The sequence below is a fragment of the Planococcus sp. 107-1 genome (assembly GCF_021513255.1).
Taxonomy (GTDB): domain Bacteria; phylum Bacillota; class Bacilli; order Bacillales_A; family Planococcaceae; genus Planococcus.
In genome coordinates, this window is record NZ_CP090977.1 from 398229 (window position 1) to 423426 (window position 25198).

General features: G+C 46.6%; 21 protein-coding genes, 3 pseudogenes and 1 other annotated feature. Of the genes and pseudogenes, 22 read left to right on the plus strand and 2 right to left on the minus strand.

What is annotated here, in order from left to right:
* Positions 1–115: 115 nt before the first annotated feature.
* The 19 genes and pseudogenes from zupT to L0M13_RS02365 all read left to right on the plus strand — a co-directional run bounded on the left by zupT (position 116) and on the right by L0M13_RS02365 (position 19534).
* On the plus strand, positions 116–925 hold the full coding sequence (gene zupT, locus L0M13_RS02275) for a zinc transporter ZupT (RefSeq protein ID WP_235198130.1): 810 nt from the start codon (positions 116–118) through the stop codon (positions 923–925).
* Between the two features lie 51 nt (positions 926–976).
* Positions 977–1924: a DUF4003 family protein gene (locus L0M13_RS02280; RefSeq protein WP_235198131.1), complete on the plus strand. Its 948-nt coding sequence runs from the start codon at positions 977–979 to the stop codon at positions 1922–1924.
* Positions 1925–2034: 110 nt separating this feature from the next.
* Positions 2035–3251 (plus strand): annotated as a pseudogene (locus tag L0M13_RS02285) (MFS transporter).
* Positions 3252–3419: 168 nt separating this feature from the next.
* Entirely contained in the window at positions 3420–4274 is an 855-nt protein-coding gene (locus L0M13_RS02290) for a GNAT family N-acetyltransferase (protein ID WP_235198132.1), read from the plus strand.
* A 236-nt stretch (positions 4275–4510) separates the two neighbouring features.
* Positions 4511–5479 carry an ABC transporter ATP-binding protein gene (locus tag L0M13_RS02295; protein WP_235198133.1) on the plus strand — a complete coding sequence of 323 codons (969 nt, stop codon included), beginning with the start codon at positions 4511–4513 and terminating at the stop codon, positions 5477–5479.
* Positions 5479–6114 (plus strand): ABC transporter permease, encoded by a 636-nt coding sequence (locus L0M13_RS02300; RefSeq protein WP_235198134.1) that lies wholly within the window; start codon positions 5479–5481, stop codon positions 6112–6114. The genes L0M13_RS02295 and L0M13_RS02300 overlap by 1 nt, the downstream gene beginning before the upstream one ends.
* 12 nt (positions 6115–6126) lie before the next feature.
* Positions 6127–7032 (plus strand): glycine betaine ABC transporter substrate-binding protein, encoded by a 906-nt coding sequence (locus L0M13_RS02305; RefSeq protein WP_235198135.1) that lies wholly within the window; start codon positions 6127–6129, stop codon positions 7030–7032.
* A 153-nt stretch (positions 7033–7185) separates the two neighbouring features.
* Positions 7186–8333, plus strand: a pseudogene (locus L0M13_RS02310) (thiolase family protein).
* Between the two features lie 18 nt (positions 8334–8351).
* Positions 8352–9122, plus strand: a complete 771-nt coding sequence (locus L0M13_RS02315; RefSeq protein ID WP_235198136.1) for a 3-hydroxyacyl-CoA dehydrogenase — start codon at positions 8352–8354, stop codon at positions 9120–9122.
* Positions 9123–9152: 30 nt separating this feature from the next.
* On the plus strand, positions 9153–10301 hold the full coding sequence (locus L0M13_RS02320) for an acyl-CoA dehydrogenase family protein (protein WP_235198137.1): 1149 nt from the start codon (positions 9153–9155) through the stop codon (positions 10299–10301).
* Position 10302: 1 nt separating this feature from the next.
* Positions 10303–11277, plus strand: a complete 975-nt coding sequence (locus tag L0M13_RS02325; RefSeq protein ID WP_235198138.1) for a CaiB/BaiF CoA transferase family protein — start codon at positions 10303–10305, stop codon at positions 11275–11277.
* 645 nt (positions 11278–11922) lie between these two features.
* Positions 11923–12155, plus strand: a binding site (T-box leader).
* 62 nt (positions 12156–12217) lie between these two features.
* Positions 12218–13174 (plus strand): anthranilate phosphoribosyltransferase, encoded by a 957-nt coding sequence (gene trpD / locus L0M13_RS02330; protein WP_235198139.1) that lies wholly within the window; start codon positions 12218–12220, stop codon positions 13172–13174.
* A 30-nt stretch (positions 13175–13204) separates the two neighbouring features.
* Complete coding sequence (gene trpC, locus L0M13_RS02335; protein ID WP_235198140.1) at positions 13205–13978, plus strand: indole-3-glycerol phosphate synthase TrpC; 774 nt, start codon at positions 13205–13207, stop codon at positions 13976–13978.
* Complete coding sequence (trpB, locus tag L0M13_RS02340; RefSeq protein ID WP_235198141.1) at positions 13975–15771, plus strand: tryptophan synthase subunit beta; 1797 nt, start codon at positions 13975–13977, stop codon at positions 15769–15771. Before trpC ends, trpB begins: the two co-directional genes overlap by 4 nt.
* Positions 15768–16538 carry a tryptophan synthase subunit alpha gene (gene trpA, locus L0M13_RS02345; RefSeq protein ID WP_235198142.1) on the plus strand — a complete coding sequence of 257 codons (771 nt, stop codon included), beginning with the start codon at positions 15768–15770 and terminating at the stop codon, positions 16536–16538. Before trpB ends, trpA begins: the two co-directional genes overlap by 4 nt.
* 22 nt (positions 16539–16560) lie before the next feature.
* Positions 16561–17151 (plus strand): DNA-3-methyladenine glycosylase, encoded by a 591-nt coding sequence (locus tag L0M13_RS02350; protein ID WP_235198143.1) that lies wholly within the window; start codon positions 16561–16563, stop codon positions 17149–17151.
* A 71-nt stretch (positions 17152–17222) separates the two neighbouring features.
* Positions 17223–17744: a type 1 glutamine amidotransferase domain-containing protein gene (locus L0M13_RS02355; RefSeq protein ID WP_311195612.1), complete on the plus strand. Its 522-nt coding sequence runs from the start codon at positions 17223–17225 to the stop codon at positions 17742–17744.
* A gap of 150 nt (positions 17745–17894) precedes the next feature.
* The gene (locus L0M13_RS02360; protein WP_235198144.1) at positions 17895–18224 is read left to right on the plus strand and encodes an ArsR/SmtB family transcription factor; all 330 of its coding nucleotides are present in this window, start codon (positions 17895–17897) and stop codon (positions 18222–18224) included.
* 15 nt (positions 18225–18239) lie between these two features.
* Positions 18240–19534: pseudogene (locus L0M13_RS02365) on the plus strand (arsenic transporter).
* A 31-nt stretch (positions 19535–19565) separates the two neighbouring features.
* Here the strand turns inward: L0M13_RS02365 and L0M13_RS02370 are convergent.
* Positions 19566–20369 (minus strand): GNAT family N-acetyltransferase, encoded by an 804-nt coding sequence (locus tag L0M13_RS02370; RefSeq protein WP_235198145.1) that lies wholly within the window; start codon positions 20367–20369, stop codon positions 19566–19568.
* 329 nt (positions 20370–20698) lie between these two features.
* Between L0M13_RS02370 and L0M13_RS02375 the strand changes: the two genes are divergently transcribed.
* From L0M13_RS02375 to L0M13_RS02385, 3 genes are all read left to right on the plus strand, one after another.
* Positions 20699–21625, plus strand: coding sequence for a manganese-dependent inorganic pyrophosphatase (locus L0M13_RS02375; RefSeq protein WP_235198146.1), 927 nt, complete (start codon positions 20699–20701; stop codon positions 21623–21625).
* A 247-nt stretch (positions 21626–21872) separates the two neighbouring features.
* Positions 21873–22586: a DsbA family oxidoreductase gene (locus L0M13_RS02380; protein ID WP_235198147.1), complete on the plus strand. Its 714-nt coding sequence runs from the start codon at positions 21873–21875 to the stop codon at positions 22584–22586.
* A 114-nt stretch (positions 22587–22700) separates the two neighbouring features.
* Positions 22701–24248 carry an FAD-dependent oxidoreductase gene (locus L0M13_RS02385; protein WP_235198148.1) on the plus strand — a complete coding sequence of 516 codons (1548 nt, stop codon included), beginning with the start codon at positions 22701–22703 and terminating at the stop codon, positions 24246–24248.
* A 232-nt stretch (positions 24249–24480) separates the two neighbouring features.
* On the opposite strand, the gene L0M13_RS02390 is transcribed toward L0M13_RS02385, so the two are convergent.
* Positions 24481–25002 (minus strand): YceI family protein, encoded by a 522-nt coding sequence (locus L0M13_RS02390; RefSeq protein ID WP_235198149.1) that lies wholly within the window; start codon positions 25000–25002, stop codon positions 24481–24483.
* Positions 25003–25198: the final 196 nt, after the last annotated feature.

Sequence of the window (25198 nt, forward strand, 5' to 3'; positions counted from 1 at the left end):
GCATGATTCATTAATAGGAATAATGGGAAATCTTTCTTAGTTGAAAAATGTTGCATTAAGGAAACATTTAACGTACAATTACCCTATTCAATTTGTATGGAAGGACGTTGGGAGTATGGATAGTGCGGTGTTATTTGCGCTTGGATTAACTCTGCTTGCTGGGTTAGCAACCGGGATAGGAAGTTTAATCGCTTTTTTTGCATCTAGAACGAATACAAAATTCTTATCTGTCTCCCTTGGTTTTTCAGCGGGAGTCATGATTTACGTATCTTTAATCGAAATCTTTGTGAAAGCCAAAGATTCCTTGACGAATGCCCATGGCGAAAGTACGGGCTATTGGTTGACCTTGGTCGGGTTTTTCGGCGGTATGATTTTTATGGCGGTCTTGGACCGGATCTTGCCGCAGTTGGGGAATCCGCATGAAGTCAAAACGGTCGAGGATATGGACGATGGTCCAACGAACGATGAATATGCGCGTTTGCGGAAAATGGGAATCTTTACGGCGCTCGCCATCGGTATTCACAATTTCCCGGAAGGAATTGCGACATTCATGTCGGCTATACAAGACCCGACTTTAGGTGTGGCCATTGCGATAGCGGTGGCTATCCACAATATTCCAGAAGGGATCGCTGTATCGGTGCCGATTTATTATGCAACCGGAAGCCGGAAAAAAGCATTCCAGTACAGTTTTCTTTCCGGAATCTCTGAGCCGGTCGGTGCAATCGCGGCTTGGCTGATTTTAATGCCTTTCTTGAGCGATACGCTATTCGGACTTATTTTTGCGGGGGTAGCTGGCATCATGGTCTTCATCTCATTAGATGAGTTGCTTCCGGCAGCTAAACGCTACGATGAAGCCCATCTTTCTATTTATGGCTTGGTGGCTGGAATGGCCGTTATGGCAATCAGCCTAGTTTTGATCGTATAAATGAAACTTTACGCCTCCTGATCTCGTATGTTGAGAAAAGGAGGCGTTTTTATGGACATCGAGAAAATTGAAGGAACAGTAGCTGAAGTTTCGAAAGCGCTTGATTGGTCAGTCGATAAACGGATTGCCATTGCTGTCGCTAATTTTTATTTGGTTCAAGAAAAAGATTTTGATGAAAAAGGCCATATGGAAAGTTCGAAGATCATCAAGAAAAATGAAGGCTGGGCATCACCCTTGAAGTCGTATATGCATCATATTGCGGCCGCTTTTCTCACTTTGCAGGAGGAGTCGCCGGAAGAAGGATTGAAGAAAATCAATGCTTGGCAAGATGAATTGAATGCAGCTGGTTTCCGGCGTTCGCCTTATACCTATATCGCGGCCATGATTGTACAGAATCCAGGAGAAGCGGAAAGGGCAAAACTACTGCACGAAGAAATGAAACTGCATCATAAATTCCTGACATCACAGGAAGATATTCCTTATGCGGTGCTGCTCGGGCGTTTAGAAGGGGATATTAAAGAACGGGCAGCTACCATGAATGCCTATTACAAAGATTTGCGTGAGCATGGATTTTATATGGGCAACGACCTTCAATGGCTTTCGCAAATCATGACATTCAATTCACCCGCTTACCGCCCGGATATTGTTGGGCGCGTCGTTGCCATCCGGGATTTCTTCCAGAATGAGAAATTGAAAATCAGGGGTCCGCAATACCCGATTTTAGGAATTTTGGCAGTTGCAGAAGCGGATGGCCAGATATTGAAAGAGATTATCGAAGGCACTCGCCGGCTGGAAAAAACAAAATCATTCAAGTGGTATAAAGATTTAGCGTTTACAACGGCTGTCCAATTCGGGATGAAAGATATTATTGAAGCGCAGGAAGTCTCAGCCGTCACTTTTTCGACGTCGCTTGAAATGCTTATGCAAGCTCAGCAAGCGGCCATGTATTCAAGTATCAATGCAGCCATCATTGCAAGCAATAGCGGCAATGGAAGTTGAATAAATTGAAAAGTTGGACTTTTTAAAGATCCTTGTCACTTCTATGGATAAACGGTATAGTTACTGTGTAAAGACAGTAGTATACATGTGTAAAGACAAGGGGAGTTCAAATGGCTACGATAAGTGAAAAAAATACAGCGCCTATTTCAAGAAATAAATTACTGGGCGTTGCAGGTTTAGGCTGGCTTTTCGATGCGATGGATGTAGGGATCCTATCGTTCGTCATCGCCGCGCTGCACGAAGATTGGGGTTTGACCACTGCTCAAATGGGCTGGATCGGCAGCGTCAACTCAATCGGAATGGCGGTTGGTGCTTTTGTATTCGGCATCTACGCTGACCGGGTCGGCCGCAAAAAGATATTTATCATTACTTTATTGCTCTTTTCATTGGCAAGCGGAATCTCGGCGCTTACGACGACGCTCGCTGCTTTCATGATTTTGCGTTTCTTTGTGGGAATGGGCCTAGGCGGCGAATTGCCGGTTGCTTCTACGCTCGTATCTGAAAGTGTGCCAGCAAAAGAACGGGGAAGGGTCGTTGTGCTGCTGGAAAGTTTTTGGGCAGCGGGTTGGCTGCTTGCAGCATTGATCTCTTATTTCGTCATTCCTTCATATGGCTGGCGCATTGCGTTGTTGCTGACTGCATTGCCTGCATTATATGCGCTTTACCTGCGCATCAACCTTCCGGATTCGCCGCAGTTTTCGGCGAAAAAAGATGTGCTGCGGTCCATTTCAACCAATATTAAAGACGTATGGTCCAAGAAATATCGGAAACCGACATTGATGCTTTGGATAGTCTGGTTTACAGTCGTCTTTTCTTATTACGGAATGTTTTTGTGGTTGCCGAGCGTCATGGTATTAAAAGGATTCACTTTAATCCAGAGTTTCGGTTACGTCTTGATTATGACGTTGGCTCAGTTGCCGGGCTATTTCTCTGCCGCTTGGCTGATTGAAAAAATCGGCCGTAAATTTGTGCTTGTCACGTATTTAATCGGTACGGCTGCCAGTGCGCTCGTCTTCGGCAATGCTGAAACTGTCGGTATGCTGTTAGCCGCAGGTGCGTTTTTGTCATTCTTCAATTTAGGTGCTTGGGGAGCGCTCTATGCTTACTCCCCGGAACAGTATCCGACGGTCATCCGCGGACGGGAACGGGAATGGCTGCATCATTCGGGCGCGTCGGCGGGATTTTAGGCCCGTTATTGGTCGGTTCTATGTTGACTGCGGGATACGGCATCGAATGGATTTTCGGTATTTTCTGTGTTTCCATCATCATCGGTGCTTTGGCTGTAGCTTTCTTGGGCGTAGAGACGAAACAAGTGGAATTGGAATGATTTTTGCGTAGCCTGAACCGTCAATCCGGTTCAGGCTATTTTTTTATTGCTGCAAAGAAAGCGGCGGATTTGAAAAATTCCGGACGAAAAAAAGGGATTTTCACTATTATGGCTAATACATTATAGAACAGAGTAAAACAGAGACGTGAAAAGAAATGAGTGAGGGAAATGGAATGGATTGTTTGGACGGAGCCGATTGCTTTTGCAAATAAAGTCGAAGGTCCGCTTTATCAGCGTGAAGACGTGCATAGCTTGTTTTTGGGGATTCTTAATCAGATAAAAGAAGGGAAGTATGAAGAATATTTATTGGCCACTGCAGAAGAAGACGGGAAAGTTGCGGCAGTTTGTTTGATGACGCCTCCGCATCCCTTGCAGCTCATCGTATTGAGAGAGTCGCCTGGCATCGAGAAGTGGGTGGCTCGTCATCTGCTGAATCTCGGGATTGAAGTGGATGCAGTCATAGGAGACCAAGAAACGGCTTGGAATTTTGCCGATGCATGGACTGAGAAAAAAGGCGGACAGGCCCGTGTATTCATGGATCAAGGGCTTTACCGAACCGATTCGGTTAATCCAGAGCTTTCTAAAAGTCTGGGCACTTGGCGGGTAGCGAACAGAAAAGATTCGGCGCGATTGGAAGAATGGTATTTGCTGTTTGAAGAAGAAACAGGGATTGGCGTTTCTTCCGCAGTAGAAGCCAGCCGCAAAATCGCTTCCTTTATCGAAGGCAAAGAAATTTATGTGTGGGAAGTGGAAGGGGAAATGGTTTCCTGCATGAAGAAATCACGCCCTTCTAAAAAAGGGATCACCGTCTCATTTGTATTCACGCCGAAAGAGCACCGCCGCAAAAGCTTTGCAAGAACGCTTGTGGCAGAAGTGACGGAAGAACTGTTGAACGAATATGATTTTGCCATGCTTTACACCGATTTGAAAAATCCGACTTCCAATAAAATCTACCAAGAAATCGGCTATGAGCAAATCGCGAATCCAGTGCACTTGATCATAGAAGAATCCGCTGACGAATAAAGCTTCCTGCTCTTGGCAATCAGAACAACCAAAGGTCCAGATAGAGACGGTTGAAATTTAGGGTCGACTTAATTTCGGGGAATCTGCATTGGCAATCAGACGGGTGCATTTATCGAATCCTCCAAAGTTATCAGGAGGATTTTTTTATTTTTATAAAGCGGAAACGCGAGAATAACTCGTTCGACTTAAGGGTAAAGAAGTAGGTGGTGTTTGTTGAAGAGAAAGGAGCGGATGCAATGATCCGTTTTGAAGGAGTCACAAAACAGTTTCCGGATGGAACGGAAGCGTTGAAAAAAGTCAGTTTAACTTTTCCGTCCCATCAATTGACCGCTATTATCGGACCGAGTGGATGCGGAAAAACGACGCTGATGAAGATGGTCAATAAACTTGAAAAGCCTACGCAAGGCGAAATATACATTGATGAAAAGCCGATAACCGATTTGGAAGAAGTTGAGCTTCGTCGGAAAATCGGCTATGTCATTCAGCGCATCGGCTTGTTTCCACACATGACCATTAAAGAAAATGCTTCGCTAGTCCCTAAGCTTTTAGGCTGGCCAAAAGAAAAAATAGCTTCGAGGATCCAAGAATTGATGGAATTGACGGGACTGGATCCCGACACGTATCTTGAGCGCTATCCGCTGGAATTGAGCGGCGGCCAACAGCAGCGTGTCGGTGTGGTCCGGGCGCTTGCAGGAGATCCGAATATCATTTTAATGGATGAACCTTTTTCGGCACTTGATCCGATCAGCCGTGAGCAGCTGCAGGATGAACTTCGGAATCTGCAGCAGACCATCCAAAAAACGATCGTCTTTGTTACCCATGATATGGATGAAGCGCTGAAAATAGCAGATACCATTATTGTGATGCGTAAAGGGCAAGTGGAGCAAGTCGGCTCGCCTGCGGAAATATTGGGCAATCCTGCAAATGATTTTGTGCGCAATTTCATCGGCGTCGAGCGGATACAACGGCAACGGCCATTTGGAGATAAGAACTTAAGCGAGTTCGTCAGCTTGTTTAAAGAAGATGGGCCAGACGATATCCAGGAAGTATCCGGCACCATCTCAGTAAAAGAAGCTTTTGAGGTGCTGGAAAAGAGCGGTCAATCTCACTTGGCCATCCGTGTAGGTCACAACCGCCGTGTTTATGCCAGTGAACGGGAATTATTGAAAGCGGCTTTGTTAAAAGAAGAAGGTGAATTGGTTTGATGAATTTCTTTGATACTTTAGTCAGCCGCCAAGATATGATCCAAACGGCCTTTCTGGAACATATTTACCTGTCTTTCATTGCCGTGGCCATAGGTATCGCCATCGCTTTGCCTACCGGAATTTTGATTGCGAGATATCGGCGGTTCGCAGAACCGATTATTGCCGTGACGGCTATTTTTCAAACCATCCCGAGTTTGGCGCTATTCGGGTTTCTGGTGCCGTTGCTTGGCATTGGCTCGCCGACAGCTCTTATCGCACTTATTATTTATGCGCTGCTGCCAATCTTGCGGAATACGTATACGGGGATTACCGGAGTCGACGGTTCTGTTATTGAAGCAGGGCGCGGCATGGGGATGACGCGAACGCAAATTCTTCGGCAAATCGAGTTGCCGCTCGCATTGCCTTTCATTATGGCGGGCATCCGGACAGCGACTGTATTGACAGTAGGAATTGCCACGCTGGCAACTTTTGTCGGAGCAGGCGGGCTCGGGGACATCATTTACCGAGGGCTGCAGTCCTATAACAATTCCTTGGTACTTGCTGGCGCATTGCCGGTTGCGCTTTTGGCCATCGGTTTTGATTTGATACTAAAATGGATTGAAAAAAGAACAACGCCGAAAGGCCTTAAACTTTAGGGGGAATCATTGATGAAGAAATCTTTATTAGGAATGGCCTTGCTCACTTCTGCCGTACTAGCTGGCTGCAGCTCAGGATCGTCTGAAAGCGAGCCGATTGTTATTGGCGGGAAGCCGTGGACGGAGCAGTATATTCTCCCGCATATTCTCGGGCAGTATATTGAAGCGAATTCTGAATACACGGTAGAGTATGAAGACGGACTCGGCGAAGTATCAATCTTAACGCCGGCTCTCGAAAAAGGCGATATTGATTTGTATGTCGAATATACAGGTACTGGATTAAAAGATGTGTTAAAAGAAGAAGCAGTTTCGGGCCAGTCATCTGAAGAAGTGCTAGATCGCGTACGAAAAGGTTATGAAGAAACTTTGGATGCAACATGGCTTGAACCGCTGGGCTTTGAAAATGGCTATACATTAGCTTTCTCAAAAGACAGCGGCTATGATGCGGCCACCTATTCGGACCTTGCTGAAATTTCTAAGACGGAAGAAATGTCTTTCGGTGCACCGCATCCGTTCTATGAACGCCAAGGCGATGGCTATGATGACATGATTGCCACGTATCCATTCGAATTTTCAGCTACAGAAAGTTTTGATCCGGCCATCATGTACGAAGCTGTGAAAAACGGAGATGTAGATGTTATTCCGGCGTTTACAACGGATAGCCGGATTGGATTATTTGATTTAGAGACGACGGAAGATGATCTATCCTTCTTTCCGAAATACGACGCGGCACCGGTTGTCCGCCTAGAAGCCCTGGAAGAATATCCGGAATTGGAAGAAGTGCTGAACGGGCTAGCTGGTCAAATTACGGAAGAAGAAATGCTTGCGATGAACGCGAAAGTGGATGTCGATCAGGAAGTGGCAAGCGACGTTGCACGTGAATTCTTAATTGAAAAAGGATTGATCGAAGAAGAGTAAGTTTGAACCGCGGGATGATCCGCGGTTCTTTTTTTATGGTATTTCTTAAAACCTTCTTGTACAATGATGATAATGAGTGAATAGTCATTCAATTCGATTAAATGAAAACGATTACATTATAATAGAAGAAAATAAAATGATGGGGTGAAAATTGTGAGAGAAGTCGTGATTGTCGAAGGTGTTCGTTCAGCGGTAGGGAGAAGAAAAGGAATGTTTTCAGAAACGCGTCCAGATGAACTGGCTGCTTTGGTGCTTGAAGAACTGGTAGCGCGCGCTGGAGTAGACAAAGGGCAAGTGGAAGATGTCATTTTAGGCTGTGTTTCGCAAGTCGCGGAACAAGGGGGGAACGTTGCGCGCACAGCGGCCCTCATCGCAGGATTCCCGGATTACGTCCCGGGTGTTACGATTGACCGCCAATGTGGATCGAGCCAGCAAGCTGTGCATTTTGGAGCACAGGCCATTTTAGCAGGAGATATGGATATCGTCATTGCCGGCGGTGTAGAAAGCATGACGCGGTGCCGATGTTCTCGAATATGCAGGGAGCCAAACCCAGCACAAAACTGACTGAACAGTACGAGATCATCAATCAAGGTTTATCGGCTGAACGGATTGCTGAGAAATGGGGATTGAGCCGAGAACAGCTGGATGCCTATTCTGTACAGAGCCATCAACGGGCGAAAAACGCGATTGATCAAGGACATTATGAGAAAGAAATCGTTCCTATAGAAATAGAAAGTGAAGACGGCGCAAAGCATCTGATTGCTGTAGACGAAGGGCCGCGCCCTGGAACAACTATGGAAGTATTAGGTGGATTGAAGACGGTTTTTGATGAAAATGGCGTGATTACGGCTGGAAATGCAAGCCAGATGAGCGATGGTGCTTCTGCTGTTCTTCTGATGTCACGTGAAAAGGCGGATGAACTGGGACTTAAGCCGAAAGCACGGATTATCGCGCGGGCGGTCGTTGGATCGGACCCGACGCTTATGTTGACCGGTCCAATTGCCGCGACGAAAAAAGTGCTGGAGAAAGCAGACCTAAGCATTGATGAAATGGATCGCTATGAAGTGAATGAAGCATTTGCGCCAGTTCCGCTTGCGTGGCTTGCAGACACGGGTGCGGACCCGGAAAAGCTCAACGTCAATGGTGGAGCCATTGCACTGGGGCATCCGCTTGGTGCGACCGGCACGAAATTGTTGGTTTCTTTGCTTCATGAATTAGATCGGACGGGTGGCAAGTACGGCCTGCTGGCAATTTGTGAAGGCATGGGCATGGCGAATGCAACGATTATTGAGCGTTTATAAAGGGGCGGAGGATCATACATGAAGTTAGCGGAAGTTAAAGCAGTAGTCACAGGAGGAGCTTCGGGATTGGGCGAAGCGACAGTTCGCCGCATCGCAAAAGCGGGCGGAAAAGCGGCCATCTTTGATCTCAATAAACAACGGGCAGAAGCATTGATCGAAGAACTTGGGGAAGATCGGGTGTTTTATATAGAAACCGACGTGACAAATGCCGGACAAGTAGAGGCGAATATAGCTCAAGTGATTGAACGGTTCGGTTCAATTACAGCTGTTATCAATTGTGCGGGCATTGGGACACCAGGCAAAGTCGTATCAAAAGGCGAACCAATGCCGCTTGAGCAATTTGAAAAGGTCATCAGCGTCAATTTGATCGGTTCTTTCAACGTGATTCGGGTAGCGGCAGCAGCGATGCAAAAAAATGAACCGAATACAGAAGGGGAGCGGGGGCTGATTATTTCCACAGCTTCGGTGGCTGCTTACGAAGGGCAGATTGGCCAAGCTGCTTACAGCGCTTCAAAAGGAGGCATCGTTTCGATGACCTTGCCGATTGCCAGAGAATTTGCGAGAGATGGAATCCGCGTAATGGCCATTGCGCCAGGTTTGATGCAGACTCCGATGTTCGACGGGCTGCCGGAAGCGGCTGTTCAGTCGCTATCCGCTTCCGTGCCATTTCCAGCGCGGCTTGGACGTCCGGATGAATTTGCTCAATTAGTAGAAAGCATTGTTGAAAATACCATGCTGAATGGGGAAGTCATCCGACTTGACGGTGCGATCCGCATGCAGCCGAAATAAATAAAAAGCAAAGGATAAGGGGGGAATTCCATGGCAAAATATAGATTTGAAGAAGAAGAGCATGAAATGTTCCGCAAATCATTGCGCAAGTTTTTGGAAAAAGAAGCGATTCCTCAATACGGGCAATGGGAAAAAGACCATATCATTCCAAAGTCATTTTGGAGCCGGCTGGGTGAAATGGGCTTTTTATGTCCGCAAGTTGAAGAGCAATACGGCGGATTTGGCCTTGATTTCCGCTATGCGGTCATTATTGGCGAAGAATTGGAGCGGGTAGGAACGAGCTTGACGGGGGTGGGGCTTCACAATGACATTACTGTGCCTTATATCGAAGCCTATGGCAATGAAGAGCAGAAACAGCGCTGGCTTCCGGGTTGCGTAACAGGTGAATACATCACGGCCATTGCTATGACTGAACCGGGGGCAGGCTCTGATTTGGCGAATATCTCAACAACTGCGGTGAGAGATGGAGACAATTACATCGTTAATGGCCAGAAAACGTTTATTACAAACGGCATCAATTCGACGCATGTCGTAGTGGTGGTCAGAACGGATCCGAAGGCGGAGTCCAAGCATCGGGGCATTTCATTGCTGATGGTGGAAGAAGGGATGCCTGGATTCACAAAAGGCCGTAAGCTTGATAAAGTCGGTTTGCATGCCCAAGATACATCCGAATTGTATTTTGAAGATTGCGTCGTGCCTGCTGCAAACCTGATTGGCGAGGAAAACAAAGGATTTACCTATTTAATGGAAAAATTACAGCAGGAACGTTTAGTGGTAGCGATTGCTGCGCAGACGGCTTCTGAAGAAATGCTGAACATGACGCTCGATTATGTGAAATCCAGAAAAGCGTTTGGCAAATCGGTCGGCTCTTTCCAAAACACACAATTTAAATTAGTGGAAATCGCTACTGAGATTGAACTTGGCCACTCCTTCCTGGAATCATTGATTGAAGACCATATGGCCGGCAAAGATATCGTTTCAAAAGTATCGATGGCGAAATATTGGCTGACGGACCGGGCGAAAAAAGTGGCGGCGGAATGTATGCAGCTGCACGGCGGATACGGCTATATGGAGGAATACGAAATTGCAAGGCGCTACCGGGATACACCTGTAGCTGCCATATACGCCGGATCCAATGAAATCATGAAAACCATCATCGCTAAACGAATGGGGCTTTAAGATGGAAGGTGCATTGCGAGGAATTCGAGTTCTGGATGTCACTTACTACGTGCCGGGGCCGTATGCTGGCATGAGACTGGCTGAAATGGGGGCGGATGTCGTCAAAGTGGAACCGCCCACAGGCGATCCTGCCAGCCATATGAGCGGCGGCCATGTCCATACGGCTAATAATATAGGGAAGACGATCGTATATCTTGATTTAAAATCTGCGGAAGGCAAGCGGCGCATGCTTGAATTAGTGAAGGACGCCGATGTGTTGATTGAAACTTTCCGTCCGGGTGTAATGAAGAAACTTGGCTTGGATTATGAAGTCTTATATAAGATCAATCCGGGGTTGGTTTATTGTTCCTTGTCTGGCTATGGGCAAGAAGGTCCGCTGGCGTTGCTAGGGAGCCACGATTTAAATTATCTGGCCTTATCCGGCGCACTCGATCAATTATCGGATGCCGCAGGGAAACCGGTCCATCCTAAAAATACTTTTGCCGATTATACAGGCGGGTTGCTCGCTTCGGAGAAAATCCTTGCTGCATTATTTGGCAGGAGTCGAAGCGGCAAAGGCATTCATTTGGACATCGCTTTAGCAGAAGTGATGGCGGAATTTCAAGGCAACCATGATATTTACTTTAGAGAAGGCCTTTCGGAAAATGGTGTTCCTGAAATTTCGGGTGCGATTCTCAATTATGCTATCTACGAAACGCAGGATGGACGCCACATTACTCTAGGTGCTCTTGAAGAAAAGTTCTGGCACCATTTCTGTGATTTCGCGGGCAAGCCGGAATGGAAAGTTTGGTGCGGCTTAGCGCAAGGAACTTCTGAACATGCTGAAGTCGCAGCCTATTTTAAAACAAAAGACTGGCAGGAATGGTATCAGCTATCGCTTGAAATTGATTGCTGCCTTGCGCCGGTCTTAAAAGGTTATGAACGGCATGAACATCCTTTTTTTCAAACGCGTAATTCTGCGGTCAAATCGCTTTGATCCTTTAGCGGCTTCAATAAATCTCGATTTATCTAGTTGTCTAACTTCAATAATGGACTTCCGGGACATAAGCCGTCCAGCCTGTGCAGCAAAAAGTGCCGCTTCGGCAGTCCGTCTAAAACCCCTATTGCTCCTGCAGCACTTCGTGCTTCGTCGCAAAGAGATGACCCAAAAGAGATTTGGGTCATCTCTTGCCTTTCGAATCTAAACGGCCGTTTCAGCATTTCGATGTCCAGCTTCAGCACCCAGCCTCTCGGGGTCTTAAGTCAGCACACTCTGGAAATCAGGATTTCCGGCGTGTTCTGCCTTAAGCCTGTCGAGGCTAGATGGGTGCTTCAGCATTTCAATGATCCAGCTTCAACGGCCAGATTCTCGGGACATAAGCCGTCCAGCCTGTACGGCAAAAAGCGCCGCTTCGGCAGTCCGTCTAAAACCCCTATTGCTCCTGCAGCACTTCGTGCTTCGTCGCAAAGAGATGACCCAAAAGAGATTTGGGTCATCTCTTGCCTTTCGAATCTAAACGGCCGTTTCAGCATTTCATGCTTGACAGAATAAACAAAAGAATTTAATATGAGTGACAACTTGTTGGACGAGCGGCAAGTCTATTTGAGAGCAGAGCTTAGAAGAGTTAAGAACAGAAGAGTGTTTAAATCGAGGATTGAGACGAGTAGGCGAGAACATCTATGTAGAGAGTCAGCGGCTGGTGGAAGCTGATTAGGTGACTTGCGCGAATGGACTTAGGAGAGCTGGCCTGAAAGCGGAAGCGAGTAAGGGAGACGTAGGCCCTGCGTTAAAGGGAAAGGCATAAGAGCCTGTTTTAAGTGAGTGCAAATTTGCATTAATGCGTGGTGGTACCGCGGTTAACCCCCGTCCCCGCAACCGGATTCTATTTCGGTTGCGGGGATTTTTGCATTTAAAATACGAGCTGAGGAGAGATAGCATGAGAAGAGCAGAGAATTTATCAGAGCAGAGCATGTACGAAAAATCATTGGATTTATTGAACGGAGATATTCCGGAACTTGAGGTGAGAAAGTTTTTGATCGGCCTCCACGAAAAAGGCGAAACAGCAGACGAATTGGTTGGAATGGTAAAAGCCATGCGTAAAAAAGCGGTGGCTTTGCCGGACGTTCAAGGGGAATTGGTTGATGTGTGCGGCACGGGCGGCGACCGCTCTTATAGCTTTAATATCAGCACATTGACCGCATTTGTCTTGGCAAGCTGCGGCATGACGGTTGCAAAGCACGGCAACCGGAGCGTATCGAGCAAAACGGGCAGTTCGGATGTGTTGGAAGAACTCGGCATTTCCACTGGAGTGGATGTAGCTTCGATTCCGCAAATGCTGGATCAAACAGGAATTGCCTTTTTGTTCGCGCCTGCGATCCATCCGGCACTTGGCAATTTGCGTGCTGTCAGAAAATCGATTGAGACTCCGACGATCTTCAATTTGGTTGGGCCGCTGGCGAATCCGTTGCCAATCACGGTGCAGTTGACCGGCGTTTACCGGCGGGACATGATGGAGCCGATGGCGGAAGCCTTAATGCGGCTTGGCAGAAAGCGCGGCGCCATTATTCACGGAGCAGGCGGATTGGATGAACTATCATTAGCCGGAATAAACGAATTGATTGTATTTGATGAAGAAGGGATGCGGAAAATGTCTATTCATCCAAATGATGTCGGTTTGGAGTCAGTGCCGATCAGTGCCATACGCGGAGGCGATCCGAAGCGGAATGCTGAAATCTTCATGTCGGTTTTGGAGGGGAAAGAAGGCCCGTATTTAGATACGGTGGCTTTAAATGCAGGAGTGGTACTTTATATTAGCGGACGTGCACAAACCTTATCAGAAGGCGTGCATCAGGCACGAAAGTCTCTTGTTGACGGGGAAACGGCGGGTATTTGAACTTCACCGTCTAGCTGCGGGGGTGTTGGTGTGAATATTCTCGACAAAATCATCGCAACTAAACGGCAGGAAATACAGGCTTACAAGCAAGAGGGACAAACGTCACTATTATTTCCCGGGAAATCAAAGCTGATAGACCAACTTAAGGAAAAGAAGGGGGTCATTGCGGAAATAAAACGGGCTTCCCCGTCAAAAGGGGCTATCCAGATGGATGTGGACATCGTTGCTCAAGCTGAGAAATATGAACAAGCAGGGGCTGCGGCAATTTCGGTCTTGACGGATGAAAGTTATTTTAAAGGCTCAATCCTGGATTTACAGAAAGTGGCTCAGGCTGTTTCAATTCCGGTCTTATGCAAAGATTTCATGATCAGTGAAATTCAAATCGACCGGGCCAAACAAGCTGGGGCGACGATTGTTCTATTGATTGTGGCGGCTTTGGAAGATCAGGAATTGCGGCGATTATACCGCTATGCCGTTTCTCTTGAGCTCGAAGTTTTAGTCGAAGTCCATGACGAAGAAGAATTGATGAGAGCTTTGGCTATTGAAGCCCAATTGATTGGCGTCAATAACCGGGACTTGAAAACATTTGATGTATTGCTTGACCGTACGGCTCAATTGGCAGCGAAATTTCCTTTTGGGGGCGATCGCGTATTAATAAGCGAAAGCGGCCTCCGGACAAAAGAAGACGCGGCATTTGTCTATGGCTGCGGCGCTTCCGGAATTTTGGTTGGGGAGACGCTGATGAGAGCAGAGGATCCAGGGCAATGGATCGAAGAAGCCACGGCAGAGGAGGCGATCAAATGACGAAAGTGAAAATTTGCGGGCTCATGGAAGAACAGCACGTCGAAGCGGCAAGAGAAGCCGATGCAATCGGGTTTGTTTTTGCGCCGAGCAAAAGGCGTGTATCGATCGAACGGGCTTCGGAATTAGCGAAGCTTGTGCCAGTGAGCACAGAGAAAATCGGCGTCTTTGTCAATGCGTCTTTAGAAGAGATTGAAGAAACGGTGGAAAAGGTTCCGCTGACAATGGTGCAGCTTCATGGCGATGAACCGGATGAGTTGGTGCGGGCGATCAAAGTGCCGGTCATCCAGGCATTTTCCATTCGGCACAAAGAAGACATCCAGCGGCTTGAGAGTTCTGCAGCGGATTTTGTATTAGTAGATGCACCCGGAACGGAATACCGGGGAGGCAGTGGACATGTTTTTGATTGGTCTTTGCTCGAAAGGGCTGAAATTGAGGCGTCCCGGCTAATTTTAGCAGGCGGTTTGAATGCGGAAAACGTAGAGGCGGCGGTGATCCAAACAGCGCCTTACATGGTTGATGTATCGAGCGGTGTAGAAACGGATGGAAGAAAAGACGAAGTGAAAATCCAAGAATTTATTCGACAAGCAAAGGGTGATTCGATGCAGCAGACAGTAGAGAAAACCGGATTCTTTGGGAAATACGGCGGGCAATTCGTTCCAGAGACTTTGATGAAAGCGGTAAAAGAATTAGAAGATGCTTATATGGAAGCGAAAGATGATCCCGCTTTTAAACAAGAGTATCATCATTATTTAAGTGAGTATGTCGGCCGTGAGCAGCCTTTAACATTTGCAAAGCGCTTAACAGATGCTTGGGGCGGACCGAAAGTGTATTTGAAACGGGAAGATTTAAACCATACAGGTGCCCATAAGATTAATAATGCAATCGGGCAGGCGCTGCTTGCCATGCGGATGGGAAAACGGAAAATCGTAGCTGAGACAGGTGCTGGTCAGCATGGCGTAGCTACTGCAACCATCTGTGCGTTGTTCGACTTGGAATGCGTCATTTTCATGGGGGAAGAAGACATTAAACGCCAGCAGCTGAATGTTTTCCGGATGAAGCTATTGGGAGCGAAAGTGGAAAGCGTTACAAAAGGCAGCTCGACCTTAAAAGATGCCGTCAACGAAGCGCTTCGCTATTGGGTCACGAATGTCGAAGATACGCATTATTTAATCGGTTCGGCTCTCGGACCGCATCCGTTCCCGACGATGGTGCGCGATTTCCAAAGCGTGATCGGAGAAGAGACGAAGCGTCAAATCGTCCAACACGAAGGCAGGCTACCGGATACGATCCTTGCTTGTGTAGGTGGAGGAAGCAATGCGATCGGCATGTTCTATCCATTTTTGAAAGATGAATCCGTTCGCTTGATCGGCGTAGAAGCATCCGGCGAAGGACTCGATACGGAAAAGCATGCGGCTACGATGACGAAAGGGACCGAAGGAGTCTTGCACGGCGCCTTTATGAAATTGCTGCAGACCGATTCAGGACAGGTGCTGGAAGCCCATTCGATTTCAGCTGGGCTGGACTATCCGGGCATCGGTCCGGAACATGCTTATTTAGCGGATATTGGACGAGTGGAATACGAATCGATTACCGATAAAGAAGCGCTTGAAGCCGTTGTTTCTTTTTCGCGTCTCGAAGGCATCATCCCGGCGCTTGAATCTGCCCATGCTATCGCGCAGGCTGAAAAAACAGCTAAAACGATGAGCGAAGATGAGATTTTGGTCATTTGTGTATCTGGCCGCGGCGATAAAGATATGGCCACGTATGCAGAAAGACTGGAGGGCTTGGCATGAATCGATTGAAATTATTGAAAGAGCAAGATGCCAAAGCATTCGTTGCGTACATTATGGCTGGAGACGGCGGCTTGGAAAAGCTTAGCGAACAAGTCCTTTATCTGCAGAAAGCGGGGGTGACTGCGATTGAAATCGGGATTCCGTTTTCAGATCCAGTGGCCGATGGGCCGACGATCGAAGCAGCCGGCAACCGTGCGTTAAAAGCAGGAGTCACCTTAGATAAAGTGCTGAAAGAAATGGCGAGTTGGACATTTGAAGTGGAAGTGCCGTTGCTCATCATGACCTATTTAAATCCTGTTATCAGTTTCGGCGTGGAGCGTTTTGCGAAAGAATGCAAGAAAGCACGGGTCTCGGGGGTCATTATTCCGGATTTACCTTATGAGCATCGCCAATTAGCTCATACTTTCTTAAAGAAAGAAGATGTGGCGTTGATTCAATTAGTGACCTTGACCACTACAGATAAGCGCTTGGAAGCCATTCTTCAAGAGGCGGAAGGATTTGTTTATGCAGTTACTGTAACGGGAATCACTGGAGCGCGCGATCAGATTTCAGAAGATGTCCGGGCATTTACAAGGAAAGTGCGTGAGAAGAGCCCGGTGCCGGTTTATGCCGGTTTCGGAATCTCGAAAGTCCAGCACGTCGATATGCTGCGGGAAGACGTGGATGGATTTATTGTGGGGAGTGCGATTGTCGAAGCTTTCTATAATCAAACGATTGAAGAAATTGAACCCCTTATCCAAGCAGTAACAGCCCCTCATTCGGTATAATGCGAATAGGAGGGATGCATGGATGTTTACACCTTTAACAGCGGACTTTTATGAAGCGCCGACTCTTGAATTATCGCGCAGCTTGCTTGGACAGATTCTTGTCCATGAACTGCCAGAAGGCATTGTAGCCGGAAGAATTGTTGAAACCGAGGCTTATATGGGAGCGGAAGACCGGGCGGCCCATAGTTTTGGCAACCGCCGGACAAAACGGACCGAAGTGATGTTCGGGAAAGCAGGACTTGTTTACACGTACCAGATGCACACCCATACGCTCATCAATGTCGTCAGCGGTCCGGTTGATACACCAAGGGCGATTTTAATACGGGCGGTCGAGCCGGTTGAAGGCATCGACTTGATGGCGGAACTCAGAGGGCGGCATCTCCCGATAAAGCAATGGACAAGCGGTCCCGGGAAACTGACAAAAGCGATGGGCATTACCATGGATTACTATGGACATCATTTTACGGAGCGCCCTTTGTATATTGCGGAAGGCGATCACGTCCATGCTATAGCAGCGGGGCCGCGTGTCGGCATCGGAAATTCACTTGAAGCGGTCGATTATCCTTACCGGTTCTATGAGCAGGATAATCCGTTTGTTTCAAAATTTCGTTAAACTCCGTGTTTAAAGTGAATCTCACGTGGAATAATAAGGGAGAACACTTAAAACAGAAGGAGTGGAAGATAGTGGCTAAAATTGCAACTTTAATTACAGATATGTTCGAAGATGTGGAATATACCGATCCGCAAAAAGCATTCAATGATGCAGGCCATGAGGTCTTTACGATTGAAGAGGAAGCGGGCAAAGAAGTGACAGGCAAGCAAGGCGAAGCCGTCGTCACAATCGACAAAGGGATTGATGATGTAAATCCTGAAGACTACGATGCGTTATTCTTGCCAGGCGGATTTTCGCCGGACCAATTGCGTGCAGATGACCGTTTCGTCGCATTCACGAAAGCGTTCATGGATGCCAAGAAACCGGTTTTCGCCATTTGCCATGGTCCGCAGTTATTGATTACGGCTAAAGCGCTTGAAGGGCGTAAAGCAACAGGCTATAAATCCATCCAAGTGGATATGGAATATGCAGGAGCAAAATTCGTAGACGAAGAAGTGGCTGTTTGCCAAGATCAATTGGTGACTAGCCGTCAACCGGACGATATCCCTGCATTTAACCGGGAATCGCTTCGTTTGCTTGAGAAATTAGCATAAAATGTATAAAAGGCCCTGTCAGCATTTGCTGACGGGGCTTTTCTATGTAAAAAATGCGTTATTTCTAATTGTAGCTTTCTCAAGTACCTATTGTATTAATAAGCAAACACTTATATAATAAATGGATTATAGCGAAGAAGGTGAAGGGAATTGGATTATTTTCAAATGGAATCTTATTTGAAAGCAATCGGAGACAGCAACCGGATGCGGATCTTGAAGTATTTGATGAAGGATTCATTATGCATTTGTGAATTTACAGAACTGATGAAGATGACGCAGCCTGCAATTAGCCAACACATGAAAAAGTTAAAGCAAGCAGAGTTGGTGCTGGAAGAAAAGCGGGGGCGCTGGACAATTTGGTCGTTGAATATCCGGCATGCCCAGTATCCGATCTTGATTCATCTATTAAGTTTGCTTCCTGAACCGGAGCGGACGATTGAAACGTTAAAAGCTGAAGGAAAAAAAGTTGTTTGTGAGTAGGGAGTTGTAAAGAACGTGGATGTTTGGTTAGCTGTAATTATTTTTATCATTACCTTGTTTTTTGTTATTGCCCAGCCGCGGAATTTATCAATCGGTTGGTCTGCGATGGCCGGTGCTGCAGTAGCTTTGCTTGTAGGAGTGGTTGACCTAGGCGATGTCTGGGACGTAACCGGCATCGTCTGGAATGCCACTTTGACATTCGTTGCGCTTATTATCATTTCCTTGATTTTGGACGAGGTTGGCTTTTTTGAATGGGCAGCATTGCATACAGCCAGATTCGCAAAAGGAAGCGGATTGCGCATGTTTTTCCTCGTCATTATTCTTGGAGCTGTGGTTTCGGCGTTATTTGCGAATGACGGGGCTGCACTGATCATCACGCCGATTGTCCTTGCGATGGTCCAGGCATTGAAATTCAAAGACGCGATGATCCTGCCGTTCATCATGGCTTCAGGCTTCATTGCCGATACGGCATCGCTGCCGTTTGTCGTCAGCAACTTGGTCAATATCGTCTCTGCCGACTTTTTCGGCATCAGTTTTACGGAATACGCCATTCGAATGGTCGTCCCGAACTTCTTTAGCATTGGTGCGAGTATGCTTGTGCTATATCTTTACTTCCGGAAATCCATTCCGAAGCAATTCGATGCCAGCGCATTGAAAACACCCGCTTCGGCAATAAAAGATTTGAAAATGTTCCGTCTCGCTTGGGTGGTTTTGGCTATCTTGCTTGTCGGCTATTTCATCAGCGGCCGCTTGAAATTCCCGTATCGCTTATAGCTGGCGCCGTCGCTGTTATTTTCTTGGCGATTGCACGAAGAAGTGAAGCCGTACATACAAAAGCGGTATTAAAAGGTGCACCATGGGCGATTGTCTTTTTCTCTGTGGGAATGTATGTAGTGGTCTACGGTTTGCGGAATGCGGGACTTACGTCGGTACTGGCGACAGTGATTGAATGGACAGCGGGGCACGGTCTGTATGCAGCGACGATTGGCATGGGCTTTATCGCAGCACTTCTTTCATCTGTCATGAACAATATGCCAACCGTCATGATCGATGCATTGGCGATTTCTGAAACGAACACGACGGGGGCAGTAAGGGAAGCGCTGATTTATGCGAATGTCATCGGTTCGGATCTCGGGCCTAAAATCACGCCGATCGGCTCTCTCGCCACACTCCTATGGCTTCATGTCCTTAAAGTGAAAGGCGTGGAAATCAGTTGGGGCTATTATTTCAAAATTGGAATCATCTTGACGCTCCCGACTTTACTCATCACCTTGACCGGCCTGTATCTCTGGCTGACAATATTGCATTAAATAGAAAGAGGCTCGCGAATGCGAGCCTCTTTTAATCTAGGAATTTAGCTAAATACACTTCGTTCAAAGCTTGATCGTTAATGATCAAGGAATTTTTGCGCGTGCCTTCTTTTACATAGCCGGCTTTATCGTAAAGTTTGCGGCCAGGAGTATTTCGTTCGACGACAGTGGTCTCGAGGCGCGTCACCCCTTTGGTTGCTGCCCATTCTTCGGCTTTCTCAAGCAGGGAAGTGGCAATTCCTTTTTTATGTGCGTGTTTTTGAATGCCTAATTCAAGAGATGCACGGTGGGCTGCGCGTTTTGCTTCATTGCCCATAATCATCAAATAGCCGACAGGTTCGCCGTTAAGGATTGCAATCAGGATGGTGGAATGGCCCTGCTGCTTCCAGTCGATAATTTGTTTGCGGACACTTTGAGTAGACTGATGGCGTTCATCTTTCCCATAAAGCATATATTCAGATTCCGCTTCTACAATTTTCTGCAAGGTGATAAGAGAGCGGGCGTCCCCATGGCCGGCAGAGCGGATCAAGAGGATGTCTTCGTTTCTGTTATGGTGTTTTGAATGGCGGTCTCCTGATGAGTCGATTTTTTCAAATCGGACAAAGCGGTTGGTCTCCACTTGGCTGACGTAATAGCCGGCATCCATCCAGGCATGAAAATGCTTGGCAGGCGGTTTTGTCTTCTTCCACCAGCTTTTATTCAGATAGGCGGCATTGGGCAATTGCTGCCCCATAATTTGTTCGATTTCTGTAAACGTCAACGTGATCACGGGATTAGAAGCAGATGAAAAATAGTCCGATAAAGGAATGTATTTTTTTTCCAGTAATATAGTCACAAAAAATTTCCCCTTTCTATTTTTATTGCTATAAGTTATGAGAATTATACCATTTGTCCTATTGGAATGTATATAATTTTTTAAATTTTATGAAATGAATTTTAAAATACCTATAAAAAGGTAAGAAATTGGATAATAGTAGGAATAAAATAGTCTAATTAGATTAACTAATTAGACAATTTAGAAATTTTTATTCTTTTTTTAAAAGATTCGTTGATATTTCCAAGAGAAAATATAAAGAAAAATATCGATTATTTATTGTGTTTTGGCTCGACTTCTAAATGTGGTAAAATAAGCACGGAAACTAACATTGATCAGGGGGCAAAATCATGTCAAACGTTTTTGTATTAGGCCATCAAAATCCAGATACGGATTCTATTTGTTCGGCTATTTCATATGCATACTTAAAAAAACAAATCGGTATGAACGCTGAACCGATTCGCTTAGGCGATCTGAACAACGAAACCTTATTTGCATTGGAGAAATTCTCGGCAACTGAACCGCGTCTTGTAAAACGTGTTTCAGAAGAAGTGTCGCAAGTCATACTCGTAGACCATAACGAGCGCCAACAGAGCGCTGAAGATATCGGAGAAGTACAGATTATTGAAGTGATCGACCATCACCGGATTGCGAATTTTGAAACGGTGGATCCACTTTACTTCCGCGCTGAACCGGTCGGATGCACAGCGACGATTCTCTTGAAATTGTTCAAGGAAAACGGCGTTGAAGTGCCGGCGGACATCGCAGGGCTCATGCTGTCCGCGATTATTTCGGATTCTCTTTTGTTCAAATCACCGACTTGCACGCCTCAAGACGTAACCGCTGCAAAAGAACTGGCTGAAATTGCCGGCGTCGATGCTGCAGAGTACGGCTTAGCGATGTTAAAAGCAGGAGCGGATCTGAGCAATAAAACCTTGGAAGATTTGATGTCTTTGGATTCGAAAGAATTTGAAGCGGGCGATCACCGTTTTGAAGTGGCGCAAGTCAATGCCATTGATGTGAATGAAGTCATCAGCCGCCAAGCGGAATTGGAAGTATTGATGGAGCAGATCATTGCGAAAAAAGAATTGGACCTGTTTACATTCGTGGTAACAGATATTTTAAACAATGATTCAGTAGCCATCGTTCTTGGCAAAAAAGCGGGAATCATTGAAGGGGCATTTAAATCAAGCGTGGTCGACAACCGTGTACTGCTGCCAGGTGTCGTTTCCCGTAAAAAACAGATCGTTCCGGTCATTACAGAAGCATTAAGCTGATCCCTTTACGGGGTCAGTTTTTTTATTGGGGGCTGAACGGATGGCGTCGCTTTTCGGTGTCCAGACTCCGGCGACCCAGCTCCTCGGGTCATAAGCCCGTTCAGCGATGCGGCAAAGAACGCCGCTTCGCCGACCGTTCTTATGCCTGTCGGAGCTAAGCGGGTGCCGTCGCTTTTCGGGTGGCCATAGGCAAAAAAATTGAGGGTCTTGTTTTTCGTTGTTATAGTTATTTAAAGAGGTGGATATAATGAAAATCGAAATATGGTCAGATTACGTGTGCCCATTTTGCTACATAGGCAAACGAACACTCGAGAAAGCATTGGAACAAACGGGATTTGAGCCGCAAGCTGAAATTTCATTTAAAGCATATCAGTTAAACCCCGATACACCTGTTGATTCTACTATTTCCACTTATGAATCGCTGGCGAAAAAGATGGGGCAGACAGTAGAGCAAGCGAAGGAAATGACGAAAGGCGTAGCGCAGCATGCGCGTGCTGTAGGTCTTGAATATAATTTCGATCAAATGGTCGAAGCCAATACAATGGCAGCCCACCGGCTGGTAAAATGGGCAGAAGCGAAAGGAAAAGCTCCTGAGCTCATTGAAAGTTTGCTGCATCATTATTTCATCGAAGCCAAAAATATCAGCAACGATGAAGTTTTGCTAACTATTATAGAAGAGGTCGGCTTAGATCGGACAGAAGCGATGGAAGTCCTTGCATCTGATCGCTTCCTTCAGGAAGTGGAAGCCGATATTATGGAAGCCCGCCAAATTGGTGTCCAAGGGGTGCCGTTCTTTGTAATTAACCGCAAATATGCCATTTCAGGCGCTCAGCCGCTAGAAGCATTTGTGGATTCTATCCGCCAAATTGCGGATGAAGAAGGCATACGCCCGGCATTAAAACCGATGGGCAAAAGCAAAACAAGCTATTGCACTGGTGATTCTTGTGAAATGAATGACTAAGTGGTTGGTGAACCCGGAAGCGAATATCGCTTCCGGGTTTTTTTGTGCTGATTAAGATCGTGAGGTAGGGGGTAGACAACTAATAAGCAAAATTACGGTTATAGGAGGATGGGCATGACACAAGAAGATAAGCAAAGCCGCGTTCCAGAAATGCCAAAATCATATTGGAGACAGTACAAAGATGTTCCTAGTTTTCCTGCGCTTCAAGCAAATGAATCCACAGATATCGGCGTCGTTGGCGGAGGAATTGTAGGAATCATCAGCGCCTATTTATTGGCGAAAGCAGGGAAAAAAGTGACTTTAATTGATGCCGGGAAATTAATTGATGGGGTAACAGGCTATACGACTGCCAAAATCACGGCGCAGCATGGATTGTTTTATTTTCCATTAATCAAGCTTATCGGAGAAGAACAAGCAAAACTATATTATCAGGCGAATATGGATGGCTTGGACTTTATCGAAAAAACGGCCGCAGACTTGGACATCGATTGCGACTTTTCTCATCAGAACGCTTTTGTCTATGCCAATACCGCAATTGGCGCAAAGCTGGTTGAAAAAGAGGCGGAAGCCTACCAGCAGCTCGGAATTGACGGAGGCTTGGCAAAAGACGAAGTGGAGCTGCCGTTTGAGGTTAAAGAAGCGGTTGTCATGCGCAATCAAGCGCAGTTCCACCCAGTAAAATTCCTGGCGAAGCTGGTCAGTGAAATCGAGCGCCTCGGCGGTACGATTTACGAGCAGACGCGGGCTGTGAAAATACTGAGCAAAAACGATCCTGTCATCCAAACGGAGAATATGTCCCACTTGTCCTGCAACAAAGTCATCGTAGCCACCCATTATCCGTTCAATGACTTTGACGGCATGTATTTCTCACGCCTCTCCATCAACCGCTCTTATGTAGTAGCAGCAAAAATCAATGGGGACGTGCCGAAGGATATGTATGTGAGCTGCGATATGCCGTCGCGTTCGCTGCGATATGCCACGGACGAAAATGGCGAGAAATTGCTGTTGATCGGTGGAGATGGACATGCCACTGGCAAGAGCAAACCGCCGACAATGAAGCATTACGAAAACTTGGAGAAATTCGGCGAAGAGCATTTTGGCATCAAGGAAATTCCGTATCGCTGGTCGGCCCAGGATGTAACAACCTTAGACAAAATTCCATATATCGGTACGATTACGGCTGGGTATGAAAATATCCTGGTAGCGACCGGATTCCATAAATGGGGGATGTCAAACGGCGCCATTGCTGGTGTCATGCTGACAGACCAAGTTTTAGGGAAAGAAAATCCTTATGCAGCGCTGTTTAATCCGACGCGCACGAAGATGAAAGCGGTGGATGCTGCAAGCTTCGTTAAAGATAATGCATCCGTTGCAAAAGAATTGGTGAAAGGCAAGTTGAAGATGCCGTCTAAAACGGTTGAGAACTTGCAGAACGATGAAGGCGGTTTGGTGAAAGTCGGCAACAAGAAAGCAGGCGGCTACCGCGACCAATACGGGCAAGTGCATTTAGTCAATACCACTTGTACCCATATGGGCTGTGAAGTCGGCTGGAATGATGCCGAACGTTCGTGGGATTGCCCGTGCCATGGTTCGCGCTTCTCGTATACAGGGGAGGTTCTTGAAGGGCCGGCAGTTAAACCACTGAAAAAACTCGGAGATTAGAAAAAAGCGCAGACGCTCCAGAATTATCTGGGTGTCTGCGCTTTTCTTATTGGCTAGTCTTCAGCGCCCGATGCTTGTTAGGGCTAAACGGCTGTTTCCGCTTTCCATTGTCCAGACTCCAACAGCCAGGTTCTCGGAGCATAAGCCAACTTGGCTGTACGGCTGGAAATACGCCGCTTCGCCAATTCGTCTCATGCCTTTCGAGCCTGAACGGCTGTTTCCGCTTTTCTGGTTACGCTGGGTTCGCTTCGAGTTCCAATGAAATCTTGATATCTTCGCCGACCAATACGCCGCCTGTTTCAAGTGCCTGGTTCCAAGTAAGGCCGAAATCTCTGCGGTTTACTTTGCCTTCAGCGCTGAAAGCTACAACTTCTTGGCCCCAAGGGTTAGTGCCTTTTCCGCCGTATTCCACTTCAAAAGTTACAGGGCGGGTTACGCCTTTAATGGTAAGGTCGCCTGTCAATTCATATTCAGTGCCTTTTTTAGTGATGTCGTTTGCATTGAATTTGATTTCAGGGTAGGTTTCTGCATCGAAGAAATCAGCTGAACGCAAGTGGTTATCGCGATCTTCGTTATTTGTGTTAATGCTTGCTACATTGATTTTGAAATCGATCAAGGCACCGTTCAAATCTTCTTCATTCGCTTCTACTACTGCTTCGAAAGATTCGAACGAACCTTTTACTTTAGAGATCATCATGTGTTTTACTGAAAAGCCGATTTCTGAGTGTGCTGGGTCGATTGTCCATTTTTTCATTGTGAGTATTCCTCCTAAGAATGTAATAACTATGTGTAACTATATCCAACTATTATCTCGGTGTCAATTGTTTTTAAATTATTATTCTCGAATTCGAGATATTTTCTTCGTAGGAATGACTTTTTCTTTCGAATTATCAGTACTTTTTTTATTTATCGTACTTTAGACCTTATCATCAGGGTTTCGCTTGTCAAAT

Coding starts and splice junctions, on each gene's coding strand:
- zupT (WP_235198130.1), top strand. CDS start 116: ATGGATAGTGCGGTGTTATTTGCGCTTGGATTAACTCTGCTTGCTGGG.
- L0M13_RS02280 (WP_235198131.1), top strand. CDS start 977: ATGGACATCGAGAAAATTGAAGGAACAGTAGCTGAAGTTTCGAAAGCG.
- L0M13_RS02290 (WP_235198132.1), top strand. CDS start 3,420: ATGGAATGGATTGTTTGGACGGAGCCGATTGCTTTTGCAAATAAAGTC.
- L0M13_RS02295 (WP_235198133.1), top strand. CDS start 4,511: ATGATCCGTTTTGAAGGAGTCACAAAACAGTTTCCGGATGGAACGGAA.
- L0M13_RS02300 (WP_235198134.1), top strand. CDS start 5,479: ATGAATTTCTTTGATACTTTAGTCAGCCGCCAAGATATGATCCAAACG.
- L0M13_RS02305 (WP_235198135.1), top strand. CDS start 6,127: ATGAAGAAATCTTTATTAGGAATGGCCTTGCTCACTTCTGCCGTACTA.
- L0M13_RS02315 (WP_235198136.1), top strand. CDS start 8,352: ATGAAGTTAGCGGAAGTTAAAGCAGTAGTCACAGGAGGAGCTTCGGGA.
- L0M13_RS02320 (WP_235198137.1), top strand. CDS start 9,153: ATGGCAAAATATAGATTTGAAGAAGAAGAGCATGAAATGTTCCGCAAA.
- L0M13_RS02325 (WP_235198138.1), top strand. CDS start 10,303: ATGGAAGGTGCATTGCGAGGAATTCGAGTTCTGGATGTCACTTACTAC.
- trpD (WP_235198139.1), top strand. CDS start 12,218: ATGAGAAGAGCAGAGAATTTATCAGAGCAGAGCATGTACGAAAAATCA.
- trpB (WP_235198141.1), top strand. CDS start 13,975: ATGACGAAAGTGAAAATTTGCGGGCTCATGGAAGAACAGCACGTCGAA.
- trpA (WP_235198142.1), top strand. CDS start 15,768: ATGAATCGATTGAAATTATTGAAAGAGCAAGATGCCAAAGCATTCGTT.
- L0M13_RS02350 (WP_235198143.1), top strand. CDS start 16,561: ATGTTTACACCTTTAACAGCGGACTTTTATGAAGCGCCGACTCTTGAA.
- L0M13_RS02375 (WP_235198146.1), top strand. CDS start 20,699: ATGTCAAACGTTTTTGTATTAGGCCATCAAAATCCAGATACGGATTCT.
- L0M13_RS02380 (WP_235198147.1), top strand. CDS start 21,873: ATGAAAATCGAAATATGGTCAGATTACGTGTGCCCATTTTGCTACATA.
- L0M13_RS02385 (WP_235198148.1), top strand. CDS start 22,701: ATGACACAAGAAGATAAGCAAAGCCGCGTTCCAGAAATGCCAAAATCA.
- L0M13_RS02390 (WP_235198149.1), bottom strand. CDS start 25,002: ATGAAAAAATGGACAATCGACCCAGCACACTCAGAAATCGGCTTTTCA.